Origin of the sequence: Halobacillus sp. SY10 (genome assembly GCF_045401165.1) — a bacterium.
Classification (GTDB): domain Bacteria; phylum Bacillota; class Bacilli; order Bacillales; family Halobacillaceae; genus Halobacillus; species Halobacillus aidingensis.
This window is the reverse complement of record NZ_CP174345.1, coordinates 3,476,917-3,492,692: the sequence shown is the minus strand read 5'-3', so window position 1 is coordinate 3,492,692 and position 15,776 is coordinate 3,476,917. Positions and strand designations below refer to the sequence as shown.

Sequence of the window (15,776 nt, the reverse complement as noted above, 5' to 3'; positions counted from 1 at the left end):
TCTCACTCCTTTTTATTGTTTGGTTAATAACCTTGCGATTTGTCTCGTTGCCTCAAATAAATATTCTTCTGCGTTCTTCAGGCAGTCCTCTAATGAGACAGGTCCTGGAGCTATAGAAAAACAACTCGTGAACCTCTCATTTAATGCTCCATAGTTTGCGCCTAAACATCCTGATATAAGAAGGACAGGTGTATGGTTTTCTTTGGCAAGTTCAGCTACATAACCAGGGGCTTTTCCATAAAGGGTCTGGTCATCACTTTGACCTTCTCCAGTAATGATATAGTCAGCATCATGAATGGCCTTCTTGAGCTGGATAGCTTCACCGATCAACTGAGCTCCCGATTCTAGATGAGCACCAATAGTAAGAAAAGCAAATCCGAGGCCGCCAGCAGCACCAGCACCAGGGGTGTTCATGATGTTTTTATCAAACACCTCTTCAATGAGTTTTCCATAGTGGTCTAAAGCATGATCATAAGCATTTACTTGCTGCTCGGTCGCTCCTTTTTGTGGGCCATAGATGCGACTTGCTCCTTGAGGTCCAGTCAGTGGATTGTCTACATCAGAAGCAACTCGGATCGTGACGTCTTTGAGGCGTGGGTCCAGTTCAGAAAAGTCCACTCTTTTTACGGCATGGAGGTCCTTTCCATACATCCCTGTCTCCTGGCCATTTTCATCGTAGGTTTTCATTCCAAGTGCCTGTAACATTCCCAGGCCACCGTCGTTTGTTGAACTTCCGCCAATGGCTACAATTAAGTTGGTGCACCCTTCGTTTAAAGCATGCGTGATTGCCTGCCCAATGCCATAGCTTGTTGTGTGATCGGGATTACGTTCTTCTGTTGGTACTAGTGGTAAGCCGGCAATCGCGGCTCCTTCAATCACAGCTCGCTGATCGTCCAGTTTTACATACCAGCTCTCGTGATTTTCTCCTAACGGTCCCTTACAGGATAAGTAAACTTTTTCGTGGGACACAGATGTAGAAAATACTTCTAAGGTACCTTCTCCCCCATCTGCCATTGGCTTCATGATGGTTTCTGAATCTGGAATGACTGCATGCCAAGCCTTTTTCATGACTTCAGCAACTTGAATGGAAGACAAACTCCCTTTGTAAGAATCAGGGGCAAAAACGACCTTCATCTTTCACCCTCCTTTATCTAATTTGGCTACTTTCTATTCAACAGGAAATAAGACACAATAACAATTGATGAGATATACAAAATATCAGAAAAATGTAAGCGTATTCTTGTGCAAATGCACAAATCAACGATTGATTAAAATAATTTGCAGCATCATCGCATCTTTGAAATTCCGCGGATCCAGTCCTACTTTTTTATGGACTTGATCAAGCCGGTAATGAAGCGTATTTCGATGGACATGCAATTCATCAGCTGTCCGGTTCATTTTCAAATCGTTGTTGAAAAAAGTATGGAGCGTTTCCAAATAGGGTGTTTCTAATCGATTTAGACGAATGGCATAAGGCTCTGTAATTTCTATGTACGTGTCCTTAGTAATGTTTGAAAGCAGTCGTTCTACCCTAAGTGTTCCGCTGTGAATGATTTCTCCGGCTTTGCCTGCAACATCGATCGTCTGAGATGCTTGTTTGAAAGATGTATAAATCCCTTTAGCACTATATCCTGGTTCACCAACAGCAGCAGGTCCATCTGCTTTGAAGGGTGGGATATGCTCTTGAAATGGAAGAGGCATAACAACTAAATTCTCCTGAAAAGGAAGGATGAAAAGCGGGTTGAGTTGCAGCTGTTCTGTCTGTGTGCGCAGTCTCTCGGCGAAATCGAAAGGTGAGTTTGTTTGGAAAACGAAGACCTGCCACGCCTTCTTAAGGTCTGCACGTAAAGAATAGCGGGCTTCTTTCTCCAGGTCTTCGGTTTCTTCGTCTGAAATGAGCCGATGAAACCAGTGGTTCCACTGTCTTTCCTGATAAAAACTCTGCTTCTGGATATAGAGTTGTTCCAGCGCGATTTCGACCGATCCCTGCGTCATACCCGCTGCTTGATACACTTGATCCGGATCTCCTGTCAATCCGACCACGCCCGCGAGTTCGCCATTATGAAAAATGGGAAGGTTGACCCCGGGCTTGGTGTTTGAAAATTGATCCACCATTTTGGTTGTGAATTGCTGAGGTTCCAGTGTTTTAATCACTTGTTGAGCGCCGCCGTGTGTTTGGTAAATCCGATCCGAATCGGTACTAGCGACTATTTTACCGGCAGGATCCATGAGATTGATCGGTACGTCTATGTACTGGGAAAGGCGGTTAATAATTTCTTTTCCTAACTGAGCGGTGAGTTCCACGGATGCCTCCTTTTTGTATTATTTTATCAAATTGTAGTTTAGTAGAAATTAAATCAATGGTGAAAGATATAAGTCCACTCCATTTTCTTCGAGGAGCAAGGTGAAATGATAGCAGTTGAGGTGCGGAGTTAATAAGACCACTTTCCAATCAAATGGTCGACGGCCTGCTTTTTAAGAAGGGGGATGGATTAAGTATCATCAATCCTGATTTTCCTCCTTATTTCATAAAGAAGCTTCCCTTAAATTATCCAATAATTTAACAAAAGGTGTTGTGTTTTTTGAATATTTAAAATAATATAAAATAAAACATACCAACCGGTAGGTATGTTGACTTAATACAGAAATGAGGATGATTGTATGCACTTGCGTTTGACCGATGAACAAGAAATGGTGAGAAAAACCATTCGGAAATTCGTGGAGAAAGAATTGATTCCTCTTGAAAATGAGGTCTTGCGTAATGAAAGGGAGGGAAGACCGAGTCTTCCTGAAGGAAAGATGGAAGAACTTCAGCAGAAGGCGAAAGACGCAGGCTTTTGGGGCATCAATACACCGGAAGAATATGGCGGAGCGGATCTTGGGCAGATGATGCTTGCCATCGTCCAAATGGAAGTGGCGCGTACCTTTGTTCCATTCAAATTTGGAGGGTCTGCTGACAATATTTTGTATTACGGAAATGAGGAGCAAAAGGAAAAATATCTATTGCCGACCATTAATGGCGATAAGAAATCGTGTTTTGCCATGACGGAGCCCGGGGCTGGTTCTGATACTAGGAACTTGAAAATGACTGCTGTCAAGGATGGCAATGACTGGGTGCTCAACGGTGAAAAGACGTTCATCACCGGTGGAAACGAGGCTGATTTTGTGATGGCCATTGCTATTACAGACAAAGAGCTTCATCAATCTTCGAATGGCAGAAAAGGAGTGACATGTTTTATCGCTGATCGCTCTATGGGATGGAAGTCTGAATACATCCACACTATGGGAGAGTGGGGACCGGCGTCTCTCATTTTCGATAATGTCCGCGTGCCGGAAGAAAATATTCTTGGGGAAATTAATCATGGATATGATTTAGGGCTTGAATGGATTGGCTTTGCCCGCTGGATTGTCGGTGCCCGTGCTGTGGGAGCAGCTGAAAGGTTGTTGAATATGGCCATCGATTATGCAAATGAACGGGAAACTTTTGGAAAACCAATCGCGACACGGCAAGCTATTCAGTGGCAGATTGCTGATTCAGCCGTGGAAATTGAAGCAGCGAAGTGGCTTGTTCTCAATGCTGCTTTCACGCTCGATCATGGAGAAGATAACCGCCACTACGCATCCATGGCGAAATTGTACGGCGCCAATATGGGCAACAACGTCATTGACCGTGTCCTGCAAATTCATGGCGGCATGGGTTATACAAAAGAATTACCGATCGAGCGTTGGTACCGTGAGGCAAGACTTTGGAGAATCTATGATGGAACAGATGAAATTCAGCGCTTGATTATTTCTCGTAATCTATTAAAAGGGCATGTGAAAATCGGTTAAGAGGAGGAATGGGAATGAGTGGTAGATTTGAAAACCGAGCCGCTTTTGTTACAGGCGGAAGCCGTGGGATAGGAAAAGGAATTGCACTAAGCTTGGCAGAGGAGGGAGCGAAGATCGGCATCATTGATGTCAATGAAGAGGCCCTCAAGGAAGTGGAATCAGAATTCAGGGAAAAAGGGTATGAAATCTTCTGTAAGGTGGCGGATGTCGTCGATTATGAACAAGTAGATACAGCTATAAAGGAGGCATTCAACCGATTCGGGTCTCTGGATATTCTCGTCAATAACGCAGGAGTCATCCGTGATAATATGCTGTTCAAGATGAAGGATGAAGACTGGGATACCGTCATGAATGTACATCTGAAGGGGGCATTTAATGCGGTCCGTGCTGCGCAAAGGATTATGGTGGAGAATAAATACGGGCGTATCATTAACATCTCTTCCACATCGGCGCTTGGGAATCGTGGTCAAGCTAATTATGCAACAGCGAAAGCAGGTTTGCAGGGTTTTACGAAGACGCTTGCCATCGAGTTAGGGAAATTTGGCATAACAACCAACGCGGTCGCTCCGGGCTTTATCGAAACGGAAATGACAAAGGAAACCGCAACGCGCATCGGCATTTCATTCGAAGACCTTGTCGAGGCAAGCATCAATAAAATTCCTGTCGGCAGGAGCGGGAAACCGGAAGACATCGCCAATGCCGTCGCATTTTTTGCAGATGAACGTTCTTCTTTTGTGAATGGTCAGGTGATCTATGTCGCAGGTGGTCCTAAAAATTGACGATAAAGGAGCGGCTATATGTTTGAACAATCCATTGGAAAAAGATCAAGAACAGTGAAGAACATGGTCGAACGGGGTGCCGTGAAAAAGTTTGCAGAGGCGATCGGTGACCCTCATCCCATATTCATGGATGAGGAATCGGATTCCCGTAACATGGCTCCCCCGACTTTTCCTAGAGTGTTCGATTATGGAGTCATCGAGGGACTCGATCTTCCGAAGAAAGGGCTGATCCATGGTGAACAAAACTATCATTATGAACGTCCTCTTTACGTAGGAGAAGAAATTCTCTGCTACGCGGAAGTGGAAGATTACTACGAAAGAAGTGGAAAGAGCGGCGACATGGGATTTCTGAAAGTGAAGCGTTACGGGGAAGACCTGGAAGGGCAGCTGATTTTCTCTGAAGAACAAGTGATCATCATTACGGAAGCTGTAAGAAGGGAGATGCGTGTATGAGTCCTTTGTATGGTGTTCAGCCTGGCGATAAATTGAAAGCGGTTACGTTGCCGCCGGTAACAAGACTGGATTTGATCAAGTACGCGGGTGCCTCTGGAGACTATAATCCTATTCATACGATTGACGAAGAAGCGGAGAAAGCAGGCCTGCCTGGAGTTATTGCTCATGGAATGTGGACGATGGGGAACTTGGCCAAATTGTTCACCCCCTTTTATGAGGAAGGGTTTATCCAGAATTACTCGATCCGATTCCGAGGCATGGTGTTTCTTGAGGATATCATTACTCTTCATGCAGAAGTGAAAGGCAAAGATCAAGAAACCATCACTTTCAATGTCCGTGCTAAAAACCAGAATGAAGAAGATGTCATCAAAGGCCAAGTGGTTTTCAGGAAGAATGAAACAAGAATTGCTACATAAATAGGGAGGAACCTTATGCACTTTGAACATTCTCAAAAAGTGAAAGATCTTCAGGATCAATTGACGAGGTTCATGGAGGAGCATATCTACCCGAACGAAGGCTTGTATGAGGATCAATTAAATGAAGAGAACCGTTTTGCAGACATCCCTCCAATTATGGATGAGTTGAAAAACAAAGCGAAAGATGCGGGACTATGGAATTTATTCCTTCCTGACAGTGAATATGGCGCAGGACTTACGAATATGGAATACGCCCCCTTGTGTGAAATCATGGGGCGGTCGTTCATTGCGCCGGAAGTATTCAATTGTGCCGCACCTGATACAGGGAACATGGAGGTTCTTGCCCGGTATGGGACAGAAGAGCAGAAAAAGCAATGGCTGGAGCCGCTGCTTCAAGGGGAAATCCGTTCCTGTTTTTCGATGACAGAACCGGATGTCGCGTCTTCCGATGCTACGAATATCCAAACGAGTATTACGGGAATAGGCGATGAGTATGTGATCAACGGGACGAAGTGGTGGTCGTCCGGGGCTGGAGATCCAAGATGTAAGATCAGTATCGTCATGGGCAAAAATGATCCGGATGCAGCGAGACATGAGCAGCAGTCGATGATTCTCGTACCGCTGGACACGAAAGGGATAACTATCAAACGGCTGCTGCCTGTCTTCGGCTATGATCACGCTCCTCATGGGCATGCAGAAATCGAGTTCAACGATGTTCGTGTGCCTGCCTCCCACTTGATCTGGGATGAGGGGAAAGGATTCGCCATCGCACAAGGACGTTTGGGACCGGGGCGGATTCATCACTGTATGCGGACGATAGGGGCAGCGGAACGAGCACTTGAAGATATGTGTGCAAGGGTCAACGACAGAGAGGCGTTTGGTAAAAAGCTCGCCGATCAGGGAGTGATCCGCGAATGGATCGCTGATTCCCGTATTGAAATTGAGCAGGCCCGTCTCCTTACGTTGAAAGCCGCTTATATGATGGATACCGTGGGTAACAAGGAAGCCAAATCTGAAATTGCCATGATTAAAGTGGTCGCGCCGAATATGGCATTAAAAGTGATTGACCGGGCGATTCAAGCGTTTGGAGGATCCGGGGTCAGTGATGATCAACGGTTAGCTGCAAAATGGGCGAATATAAGGACTTTACGTTTAGCAGACGGACCCGACGAGGTGCACCGCCGGGCCATTGCAAAATATGAATTGGCCAAAGTCTCGGAAAGGAGCGGAGTGTATGCACGCTAAAGATCTCTTTCGTTTAGATGATCAAGTGGCGGTTGTCACGGGAGGCGGCAGAGGTCTTGGCAAACAGATTGCTGAAGGGCTGGCCGAGTGCGGGGCTCATGTCGTGGTGTGTTCAAGGAAGCTTGAGGCCTGCGCAGAAGTGAGCGAGCAGTTGAAAAGTCTCGGGGTTGATTCTCTCGCTTTTGAATGTGATGTCACAAACCCGCACTCGATGCAAAAAGTGATCGATCAGACGGTCGATCATTTCGGACGCATTGACATTCTCGTCAATAATAGTGGAGCTACATGGGGAGCGCCGGTAGAAGATATGCCGCTTGAGGCGTGGCAGAAAGTTTTCAATGTAAACGTCACTGGAACGTTTCTCATGTCTCAAATGGCAGGGAAAGTCATGCTTGAACAAGGTTCAGGAAAAATCATCAACATTTCTTCGGTCGCCGGGATGAAGGGATCGGATCCCAAGTACATGGATACCATCGGCTACAATTCGAGTAAAGGGGCGGTACTCACCTTTACAAAAGACTTAGCGGTGAAGTGGGGCCCGAGAGGCATACGCGTGAATGCCATTGCCCCTGGATTTTTCCCGACGAAAATGTCGAAGGTATTGATGGATAAAGGGGAAGAGGCTTTTTTACAAAGTACTCCTTTACGTAAATTCGGTGGAGAAGATGATTTGAAGGGAGCCGTCATTTTCTTAAGTTCTAAGGCTTCCGACCATATTACAGGTGATGTGATCGTCGTCGATGGCGGCACACATGCCATGTGAGAAACAAAAGGAGTGAAATCATGTCACAACGAGATGCGGTTATTGTATCTGCTGTCCGAACAGCGATTGGTAAACAAGGAGGGACTCTTGCTGTGGTTCCTGCCCATGTGTTGGGTTCTGAAGTCATTAAAGAAGCGGTTCAGCGTGCGGGGATCGAACCTGATGCGATTGAAGACGTGATCTTTGGTAATGTGTTGAGCGGAGGGGGAAACGTTGCACGTTTATCGGCGTTAGAAACGGGACTTTCCCTCCAGCTGCCTGGTCTGACGGTAGATCGGCAGTGCGGATCAGGACTAAATGCGATTCACTTAGCTGCCCAGGCGATACAAGCAGGAAATGGAGAGGTCTATGTAGCAGGAGGAACGGAAAGTATGAGTCGCGCTCCTTATCTCATGGACCGTCCAGAACGCCCCTACAGCCCGGCACCTCCTAAGTTTAGGAAGTCACAGCTCTCTCCAAAAGAAATCGGAGATCCTCCTATGGGAATAACAGCAGAGAACCTTGCTGAAAAATACCAGATACCTAGAGAAGCACAAGATCGTTTTGCCCAGACCAGCCAGGAGCGAATGGCTCAGGCTATGGAAGAAGGACGTTTTGATGAACAAATCGTAGCCTTGAGTATTCCGGTAAGAAAAGGGGAGCCGATCACTTTCAAAACTGATGAACATCCGCGTCCTTCTTCTACGATGGAAGGGATGGCCAAACTTTCCCCTGCTTTTCTCGAAAATGGTACGGTGACAGCAGCAAACAGTTCGGGGTTGAATGATGCTGCCTCAGCACTGACTTTGATGTCGCGTGGCAAAGCGGAGGCGCTCGGGGTGGAACCATTGGCTAAGGTTGTCGGCTATACGGTCGCAGGTGTTGATCCGAATATCATGGGCATCGGACCAGTACCAGCTGTACATAAGGTTCTGGAGCAGACAGGGCTTTCACTGGATGACATGGATCTTATCGAAATCAATGAGGCCTTTGCCGCTCAAGTGCTTGCCTGTCAGGCAGAGTTGAATATGGACATGGATAAGGTGAATGTCAACGGAGGAGCTATCGCTCATGGACATCCGCTCGGAGCAACAGGTGCCATCCTTGCTACCAAAGCCATCTATGCACTTAAGCATAGGGAAGGCAGATATGCACTGATTACCGCCTGTATCGGCGGAGGTCAAGGGATAGCGATGATTCTTGAGCGCGGCTGATCTTACGGACTCTTTCGCAGATTTTAGGGATGTTATAATGGGATATCATCCTTAAAAGAGAGGACCATGTATCTATGAAACAAGAAATCATCCAAACGAGTATTCATTTATTTGATAAAAAGGGATTTACAGAAACATCTCTCCAGGAAATCGTAGAGGAACTGGGAGTAACGAAAGGGACCTTCTATTATTATTTCAAAAACAAACAGGAGCTGCTGACGGATATCCATTTGGAATTCATTGAGTTTCTGCTTTCCAATCAGCGGACGATTTTGAATGACGATTCTAAAGACAGCAAAGAGAAGCTTCGCTCCATGATTTATATGGTCATCCACAGCATCAAAGACCGGAAGAAAAGTGCGAGGATATTTTTCAGGGAGATGCGGAATCTTGGACCCGATTACCTGGAACAGATTGTTCAAAAGAGAGATCAGTTCCGTGTCAATGTACAGGCCGTCGTCGAAGAAGGCATTGAAAATGGAGAGTTCCAAACCGATTTGGATCCAAATATGGTGACAAGGGGCATTCTCGGTATGACGAACTGGAGCTACTATTGGTTTGACCCTGAGGGAGATGTCTCAGCAGAAGAGCTCACGTCCATTTATTTGAACATCATTTTAAACGGAATCAACTCCAAAGATTAAACCTCACCAGCCTTTTCTGATAAAGGCTTATTCATAACATACTGACTGGTTGGAATGGAGGAGATGACATGAAACATGAGAGCAGTCTAAGAGTCAGGTTTTGCGAGACGGATATGGCAGGACATGTCAATAATACGAGTTATTTCATTTACTTGGAAGAAGCGAGGGGAAAGTTTTTTCAAGAGGTTCTGCCTGGACAGGTGAACTCTGTCGGTCGTTTTATCCTCGCGTCAACCCAATGTGATTTTGTAAGCCAGGCGTATTTTGGAAACCCTTTGGTCATTCGTTCCTGGATTTCGCGTATAGGCCGCAGCAGTTTTACTTTTACTCACGAGATCCTGGTTGAAGGCACGAAAGAACTGGTCGCAAAGGCGGGTGCTGTTATCGTTCATTTTAATTATGAAAAACAGCAGAGTGAGCCGATTAGTGATGAGCTGCGTGTGTGTTTAGAATCTTATTTGAAAACAGAGACGGCAGAAAGGAGTGTTTGAGGTGGGGAGATTTGAGCAAAGCATTGCAGTCATTACAGGAGCAGGAAGCGGAATTGGTGAAGAAACCGCTGTGAAGCTTGCGAATGAAGGAGCGAAAGTCATTCTTGTCGGAAGGACGAAAAGCAAACTGGAAAGAGTAGCAGCGCAGATTAATGAAGGGTTGGAAGAACCAGCCGCCAGCATTTATCAAGCGGATGTCACTCAGGAAGATCAGGTGGATCAACTCGCCGCTTTCGTGAATGAAGAGTATGGCGACCTGAATGTTTTGGTGAACAACGCAGGCATTTCGGGAAAGTCCTCCATCCTTGATATGGAGGCAGAGGAGTGGGACCGCATCCAGGATACGAACCTGAAGAGCGTGTTTCTTGTTTCTAAAGCGCTTGGACGCTTGATGATGGAAGGAGGGACACAGGAGGATCGTGCGATCGTTAATGTGGCTTCCCTGTCTGGTCACAAAGCCGGGGCGAAGATTCCTCACTACAGCTCCTCGAAAGCAGCGGTGATTAATTTTACCAAAGCCCTGGCGTTGGAATTCTCGGCTTCCGGTATTCGTGTGAATTCTGTTTCGCCGGGATTCGCGGAAACCCCTTTGACGGAAGAGGGCTTAAAGAACAAGCGCTTTGAGGAGGCCATACAAAAAAATACAGCCTTAGGCCGTGTAGGCAGACCCGGGGAAGTCGCCAACGTTATCTGTTTTGCTGCCTCTAGAGAGGCTTCCTATATGACAGGTTCGGATTTACTGGTGGACGGTGGCTGGCTGATTAAGTAAACCGGTAAATGATAACGCTTACAAAGATTGTGGACAATATCAATAAGGAGTGGTCTTCTTGCAAACGAAACATTATGAATTTTGGCCGAAGTTGACAAAGTCTTTGACCGTCCCTGAAACATCCATTTACGACAACTTGAGGGTCTCCGCCACTCGGTATCCTGAACATGAAGCGATTTATTATTATGGTGCAGGCTTGACTTACCGGGAGCTGCTGGAGCAGGTCGATGTACTGGCCGGCTACATGCAGCTTTATATGCAAGTGGAGAAAGGAGATAAAGTTCTGCTTCTTATGCAGAATTCTCCTCAGTTCATCATTGGTTATTATTCCATTTTAAGAGCAGGGGCTGTAGTTGTTCCGATCAATCCGATGCTAAAAACAGAAGAGTTGGAATTTTACGTGAAAGACGGAGGCATTGAGCATGCCATTATCGGTCAGGAGCTGATGGATGTCGTTCACCCTCTTGTTGACACGACGACTTTACACAACATTGTTGTGGCAGCCTATTCGGATTATATAGGGAACATGAACGAGGAACGGCTTCCCGTTGAAGTTTCTGCTCCACGAAATGTTTATGAAGATGATACGGTACACATATGGGCAGAAGCATTGGCGCTAAAAGCCCAGCCGAAAGATAGTGGAGTACATGCTGATGATCTCGCTGTGCTTCCATATACTTCAGGAACAACAGGGCTGCCTAAAGGCTGCATGCATACAAACCGGACGGTGCAGGCGAACATCCTTGGTGCTTATTACTGGTCTCGGGCCACGATGAACTCAAGGTCCCTGGCGACCTTGCCGTATTTCCATGTCACGGGCATGGTTCACAGCATGCACATGCCTATTTTCAGCGGGAATAAGGTTGTCATTATGACGCGCTGGGACCGGGAAACTGCAAGGCAATTGATTCGTGATCAGCAGTGTACCCATTGGGTGACGATCAGTACCATGCTCGTTGATTTTCTTGCAAACCCTGAAGTCAAAGCCGAAGACTTAAGTTCTTTAGACGCCATATCAGGTGGGGGAGCGGCTTTTCCGAAAGCCTTAGGGGAAAAGCTTTACAAATTGACGGGACTTGAATTCGTTGAAGGGTACGGGCTGTCTGAAACGATTGCGCAGACCCACTTCAATCCACCGGATCGTCCGAAAATGCAGTGTCTTGGTATTCCTTCCTTTGATGTCGATGCAAGAATCATTGATCCTGCAACGATGGAGGAAGTGGGGACAGATGAAATCGGTGAAATTGTCGTGAACGGTCCGCAGGTGATGATCGGCTATTATAATCGGGCGGAAGAAAATGAAAGTGCCTTTATCGAAATTGACGGCAAATCCTTTTTCCGCACGGGCGATATCGGTCGTTTTGACGAGGAAGGCTATTTCTTCATTGTCGACCGCTTAAAGCGGATGATCAATGCTTCTGGATACAATGTATGGCCGACAGAAGTAGAATCCGCCTTATATGATCACCCGGCTGTTCAGCAGGCGTGTGTCGTCGGTGTACCGGATCCAAGAAAAGGAGAGAACATCAAGGCCTTTGTCATCCTGAACGACAACGCCAAAGGAGAAGTCACGGAAGAGGAGATTGTTGCGTGGTCGAAAGAAAAAATGGCGGCGTATAAGTATCCGAGAATCGTTGAGTTCATTGAAGCGTTCCCGATGACTAACAGCGGGAAGATCTTATGGAGGAAGCTTCAGGAAGAAGAAAGGGAGAAAATGAATATCGACCAGAAATCCTGAATACATGTGCCTTGGTGATGATCCAAGGCACAAAAGCTTCAAAATTGAGGTTAAAGGGGAAGTTGAATGGATATTTTAACTCAGCAGCTTTTCAACGGATTGACGATTGGAAGTGTCTACAGCTTAGTGGCACTCGGTCTGACCCTCGTCTATGGTATTTTGCACATCCCTAACTTTGCGCATGGAGCGTTATATATGCTTGGGGCTTACATTACGCTGACGATGATGCTCCTGTGGGGAATTCATTATTGGATGGCGATGGCCGTCTCTGTTTTAGTTGTCGGTTTGCTTGGTGTATTGATGGACAGGCTTGTTTTCCACCCGCTCCGGAATGCTCCTCCGATTCATGATAAGATTGCAGCTATTGGAATTCTGCTGTTCTTAGAAGCTTTTGCCCAACTGATCTGGGGGGCTGATTATCGTACAATGGAGACTCCTTACGGGCAGGTCATTGATATCTTCGGAATGACAGCAACAACTCAACGGGTTCTCATTAACATTGGAGCCATTGCTGTCATGATTTTGCTGTATTTGTTCTTGAAGAAAACGTACGTGGGATCGACTATTATTGCGATGGCGCAGAATCGTGAAGGAGCCCATCTAGTCGGCATCAATACAAACAGAGTAGCCATGTTGACCTTCATGATTTCCGGTGGGCTTGCTGCTATTGCCGCGTCACTTTCCGCACCGATCAACCTCGTATTTCCAGGGATGGGACACCTGGTCATATTGAAAGCTTTCGTCATCATTATTCTCGGAGGCATGGGCAGTGTACCTGGTGCTATTTTAGGCGGCTACATTCTTGGGTTTACAGAAAGCCTCGGAGCTACCTATATTTCCAATGATTATAAAGATATCATCGCCTTCCTGCTTCTTGTCGTCATTCTTTCCATTAAGCCAAAAGGACTGTTCTCGAGGGAGGGTTTTTAATTGGGGTCACTACTGAAAAACAGGGGATGGGTGATTGGGGCTCTGGCCGTTGCCATCCTATTTCCATTTGTTCTTCCGAATGCCTACTTCCTTCACATTTTAACACTTGCTTTTATATGGATGATCGCTGTGTACGGCTTAAACCTGTTAGCTGGTTATACGGGATACCTTTCCCTTGCACACGCTGGTTTTTTTGCAATCGGAGCCTATGCTTTAGGACTATTAACCGTCAAAACTGAAATCAACTACTGGCTCGCCCTCGTTGCCGCCTGTTTGATTACCAGTGCGATCGGAGCGGTTGTGGGATTAGTAGCTTTAAGGACGAGGGAGCACTTTTTTGCCATTTATACGTTATGTGTTGGTTACATCATTTATCTTGTTATTGATAAATGGGATGGCTTGACGGGCGGAGTGCGGGGGTTGATCGGGATTCCAGTTCCTTCAAACATCGGTCCTTTGTCTTTTGAAACACCTCTTTCCCAGTACTATCTTGTATTATTTTTCCTGATCTTCACGGTGCTTGTCATGTATAGAATTGTACATTCTCTCACAGGGCGTACGTTTATCGCTATTCGTAATAGTGAAGATTTAGCTCAAACTATCGGCATTTCCACAATGAAAAACAAACTGTTGGTTTTTGTCCTCTCCACTTTCTTTGCAGGCTTAGCCGGTGCATTATATGCGTCGTTCATCCGCTTCATCGGTCCTGACATCGGCTACATCACCATCATTTTCGACCTTCTAACCTATTTGTTAGTCGGCGGAATCGGCACTCTTGCAGGACCGATCGTTGGTACGTTCCTCATCGTTGCTGTTTCCCAGTCCCTTCAATTTTTACAGGATTACCGTATGCTCATTTTTGGTCCACTTCTTACTTTACTGATCATTTTCTATCCGCGTGGCATTGTTGGTGCTTATTATGATTGGCGGATGAAACATACAGCGAAAAAAGTGAAACGGACAAGGAAAGAACAGAGGTATTTTGAATCTGAAACCGTAGACTCTGAGAAAAAGGTCAAGGAGGGATGAATGTGCTCATTGAAACCAAAAAATTGACAAAAAGGTTTGGAGGGAATGTTGCGGTTAATGAGGTGGATTTCACCATTGAAGAGGGGAAGATCAATGCGATCATCGGTCCGAACGGCGCTGGGAAATCCACTTTCTTCAACCTTCTCAGTGGCTCTTATACGCCCTCAGCTGGTCAGATCATCTACAAAGGAAAAGACATTACCAAGTTATCCCCTGACCGCATCGCCAAACTTGGGGTGGCCCGAACGTTTCAGACGACGAACCTGTTTGAACAATCCACGGTACTTGATAACGTCATTGTCGGCCACCGCCTGCGGACGAAATCGAATTTATGGGACGCGGTTCTCCGGACCAAACGATTTACAAAAGAAGAAAAAAAGTGCCGTGACAAAGCGATGGATGTGCTTGATTTCGTTAATTTGACGCATGTGATGAACCAGCAGGCAGGAAGCATTACACAGGAAGAGAAGAAACGGGTCGCGTTCGCTCTCGCTCTTGCCACAGACCCGGAGGTCGTTTTCCTTGATGAACCAACGGCAGGCATTAATGCGGGGGAAACAGAGGGATTGGCGGACTTGATGGAAAAGATGGTCAAAAGAAAAATCACGGTCTGCCTCATAGAACACAAAATGAAGATGATCATGAAGCTTGCCGATAAGATCATGGTTTTGAATTACGGGGAGAAAATCGCCGAAGGTACGTCGGAACAAATCATGAATGATCCAGCTGTCATTGAAGCGTATCTAGGAGGGGATGCGAGTGCTTGAGTTATCCAATGTCTCTGTCAAGTATGGAGGGTTTTCAGCTGTCCAGAATATTGATATTCATGTTGAAAAAGGAGAGCTGGTCGTTCTGTTAGGGTCGAATGGTGCCGGGAAAAGTACAACGTTCAATGCCATCAGCGGCCTTCAAAAACCGAGTACGGGAACCATTACCTTTGAAAGTTCATCCATTCATGGAAAAGCTCCGGATAAAATCGTTCAGTCAGGCATCGTTCAGTGCGCCGAGGATCGGAAGCTGTTTCCTCAGATGACCGTCAAGGAAAATTTAATCATGGGAGGGTATGTACACAGGAGAAAGCGCAAGCAGGTAAACCGGTCCCTGGAAGAAGCCTTTGAACTGTTTCCCATCCTGTATGAAAAGAAAGATGATGCGGCTGGTTCCTTGAGTGGAGGGCAGCAGCAAATGCTTGCCATTGGAAGAGCACTGATGTCAAAGCCGAAGCTGATGCTGCTTGATGAACCTTCCATAGGGCTTGCTCCCTTAATCGTGGAGCAGATGTTTGAAGTCATTCAAAAAATTAATAAAGATGGAACAACTGTCCTTCTGGCTGAACAAAATGCCTTTGCTGCTTTAAAAATTGCTGACAGAGGCTATGTATATGAGAGTGGATCCATTGTCGTCAAGGGATCAGCGGATGAACTGCTCGCGAATGATACGGTTCGAAAAGCTTATATTGGTGCTTAAAGAGTGCGGGGACGTTTTAAAAGAAAAC

At 46.2% G+C, this 15,776-nt stretch carries 17 protein-coding genes; 15 read left to right on the top strand and 2 right to left on the bottom strand.

All coding sequences use genetic code 11. The features are described from left to right. Positions 1-12: 12 nt before the first annotated feature. Positions 13-1,134, bottom strand: coding sequence for a glycerate kinase (locus ACJA3J_RS17845; protein WP_406944810.1), 1,122 nt, complete (start codon positions 1,132-1,134; stop codon positions 13-15). A gap of 123 nt (positions 1,135-1,257) precedes the next feature. Then, the gene (locus ACJA3J_RS17840; RefSeq protein ID WP_406944809.1) at positions 1,258-2,304 is read right to left on the bottom strand and encodes a CdaR family transcriptional regulator; all 1,047 of its coding nucleotides are present in this window, start codon (positions 2,302-2,304) and stop codon (positions 1,258-1,260) included. 357 nt (positions 2,305-2,661) lie between these two features. On the opposite strand from ACJA3J_RS17840, the gene ACJA3J_RS17835 reads away from it, so the two are divergent. From ACJA3J_RS17835 to ACJA3J_RS17765, 15 genes are all read left to right on the top strand, one after another. After that, entirely contained in the window at positions 2,662-3,831 is a 1,170-nt protein-coding gene (locus ACJA3J_RS17835) for an acyl-CoA dehydrogenase family protein (RefSeq protein WP_406944808.1), read from the top strand. A 14-nt stretch (positions 3,832-3,845) separates the two neighbouring features. Further along, the gene (gene fabG / locus ACJA3J_RS17830) at positions 3,846-4,610 is read left to right on the top strand and encodes a 3-oxoacyl-ACP reductase FabG (RefSeq protein ID WP_406944807.1); all 765 of its coding nucleotides are present in this window, start codon (positions 3,846-3,848) and stop codon (positions 4,608-4,610) included. 18 nt (positions 4,611-4,628) lie between these two features. Further along, positions 4,629-5,063 carry a MaoC family dehydratase N-terminal domain-containing protein gene (locus ACJA3J_RS17825; RefSeq protein WP_406944806.1) on the top strand — a complete coding sequence of 145 codons (435 nt, stop codon included), beginning with the start codon at positions 4,629-4,631 and terminating at the stop codon, positions 5,061-5,063. Then, positions 5,060-5,479 carry a MaoC/PaaZ C-terminal domain-containing protein gene (locus tag ACJA3J_RS17820; protein ID WP_406944805.1) on the top strand — a complete coding sequence of 140 codons (420 nt, stop codon included), beginning with the start codon at positions 5,060-5,062 and terminating at the stop codon, positions 5,477-5,479. The genes ACJA3J_RS17825 and ACJA3J_RS17820 overlap by 4 nt, the downstream gene beginning before the upstream one ends. A gap of 15 nt (positions 5,480-5,494) precedes the next feature. Further along, the gene (locus ACJA3J_RS17815) at positions 5,495-6,724 is read left to right on the top strand and encodes an acyl-CoA dehydrogenase family protein (RefSeq protein WP_406944804.1); all 1,230 of its coding nucleotides are present in this window, start codon (positions 5,495-5,497) and stop codon (positions 6,722-6,724) included. Then, positions 6,714-7,487 (top strand): SDR family oxidoreductase, encoded by a 774-nt coding sequence (locus ACJA3J_RS17810; RefSeq protein WP_406944803.1) that lies wholly within the window; start codon positions 6,714-6,716, stop codon positions 7,485-7,487. The genes ACJA3J_RS17815 and ACJA3J_RS17810 overlap by 11 nt, the downstream gene beginning before the upstream one ends. A 20-nt stretch (positions 7,488-7,507) precedes the next feature. Continuing rightward, the gene (locus ACJA3J_RS17805) at positions 7,508-8,680 is read left to right on the top strand and encodes a thiolase family protein (protein ID WP_406944802.1); all 1,173 of its coding nucleotides are present in this window, start codon (positions 7,508-7,510) and stop codon (positions 8,678-8,680) included. Between the two features lie 74 nt (positions 8,681-8,754). Further along, positions 8,755-9,324 (top strand): TetR/AcrR family transcriptional regulator, encoded by a 570-nt coding sequence (locus ACJA3J_RS17800; protein ID WP_406944801.1) that lies wholly within the window; start codon positions 8,755-8,757, stop codon positions 9,322-9,324. A gap of 68 nt (positions 9,325-9,392) precedes the next feature. Continuing rightward, complete coding sequence (locus ACJA3J_RS17795; protein WP_406944800.1) at positions 9,393-9,815, top strand: acyl-CoA thioesterase; 423 nt, start codon at positions 9,393-9,395, stop codon at positions 9,813-9,815. A 1-nt stretch (position 9,816) separates the two neighbouring features. After that, positions 9,817-10,584: an SDR family NAD(P)-dependent oxidoreductase gene (locus ACJA3J_RS17790; RefSeq protein WP_406944799.1), complete on the top strand. Its 768-nt coding sequence runs from the start codon at positions 9,817-9,819 to the stop codon at positions 10,582-10,584. 58 nt (positions 10,585-10,642) lie between these two features. Then, positions 10,643-12,322 carry a long-chain fatty acid--CoA ligase gene (locus ACJA3J_RS17785; protein WP_406944798.1) on the top strand — a complete coding sequence of 560 codons (1,680 nt, stop codon included), beginning with the start codon at positions 10,643-10,645 and terminating at the stop codon, positions 12,320-12,322. Between the two features lie 66 nt (positions 12,323-12,388). Next, a complete protein-coding gene (locus ACJA3J_RS17780; protein WP_406944797.1) occupies positions 12,389-13,252 on the top strand; it encodes a branched-chain amino acid ABC transporter permease in 864 nt (287 codons plus the stop codon). Beyond that, entirely contained in the window at positions 13,253-14,281 is a 1,029-nt protein-coding gene (locus ACJA3J_RS17775) for a branched-chain amino acid ABC transporter permease (protein ID WP_406944796.1), read from the top strand. Between the two features lie 2 nt (positions 14,282-14,283). Beyond that, on the top strand, positions 14,284-15,048 hold the full coding sequence (locus ACJA3J_RS17770; protein ID WP_406944795.1) for an ABC transporter ATP-binding protein: 765 nt from the start codon (positions 14,284-14,286) through the stop codon (positions 15,046-15,048). Further along, complete coding sequence (locus ACJA3J_RS17765) at positions 15,041-15,748, top strand: ABC transporter ATP-binding protein (RefSeq protein ID WP_406944794.1); 708 nt, start codon at positions 15,041-15,043, stop codon at positions 15,746-15,748. Before ACJA3J_RS17770 ends, ACJA3J_RS17765 begins: the two co-directional genes overlap by 8 nt. The last annotated feature ends 28 nt before the right edge of the window (positions 15,749-15,776 follow it).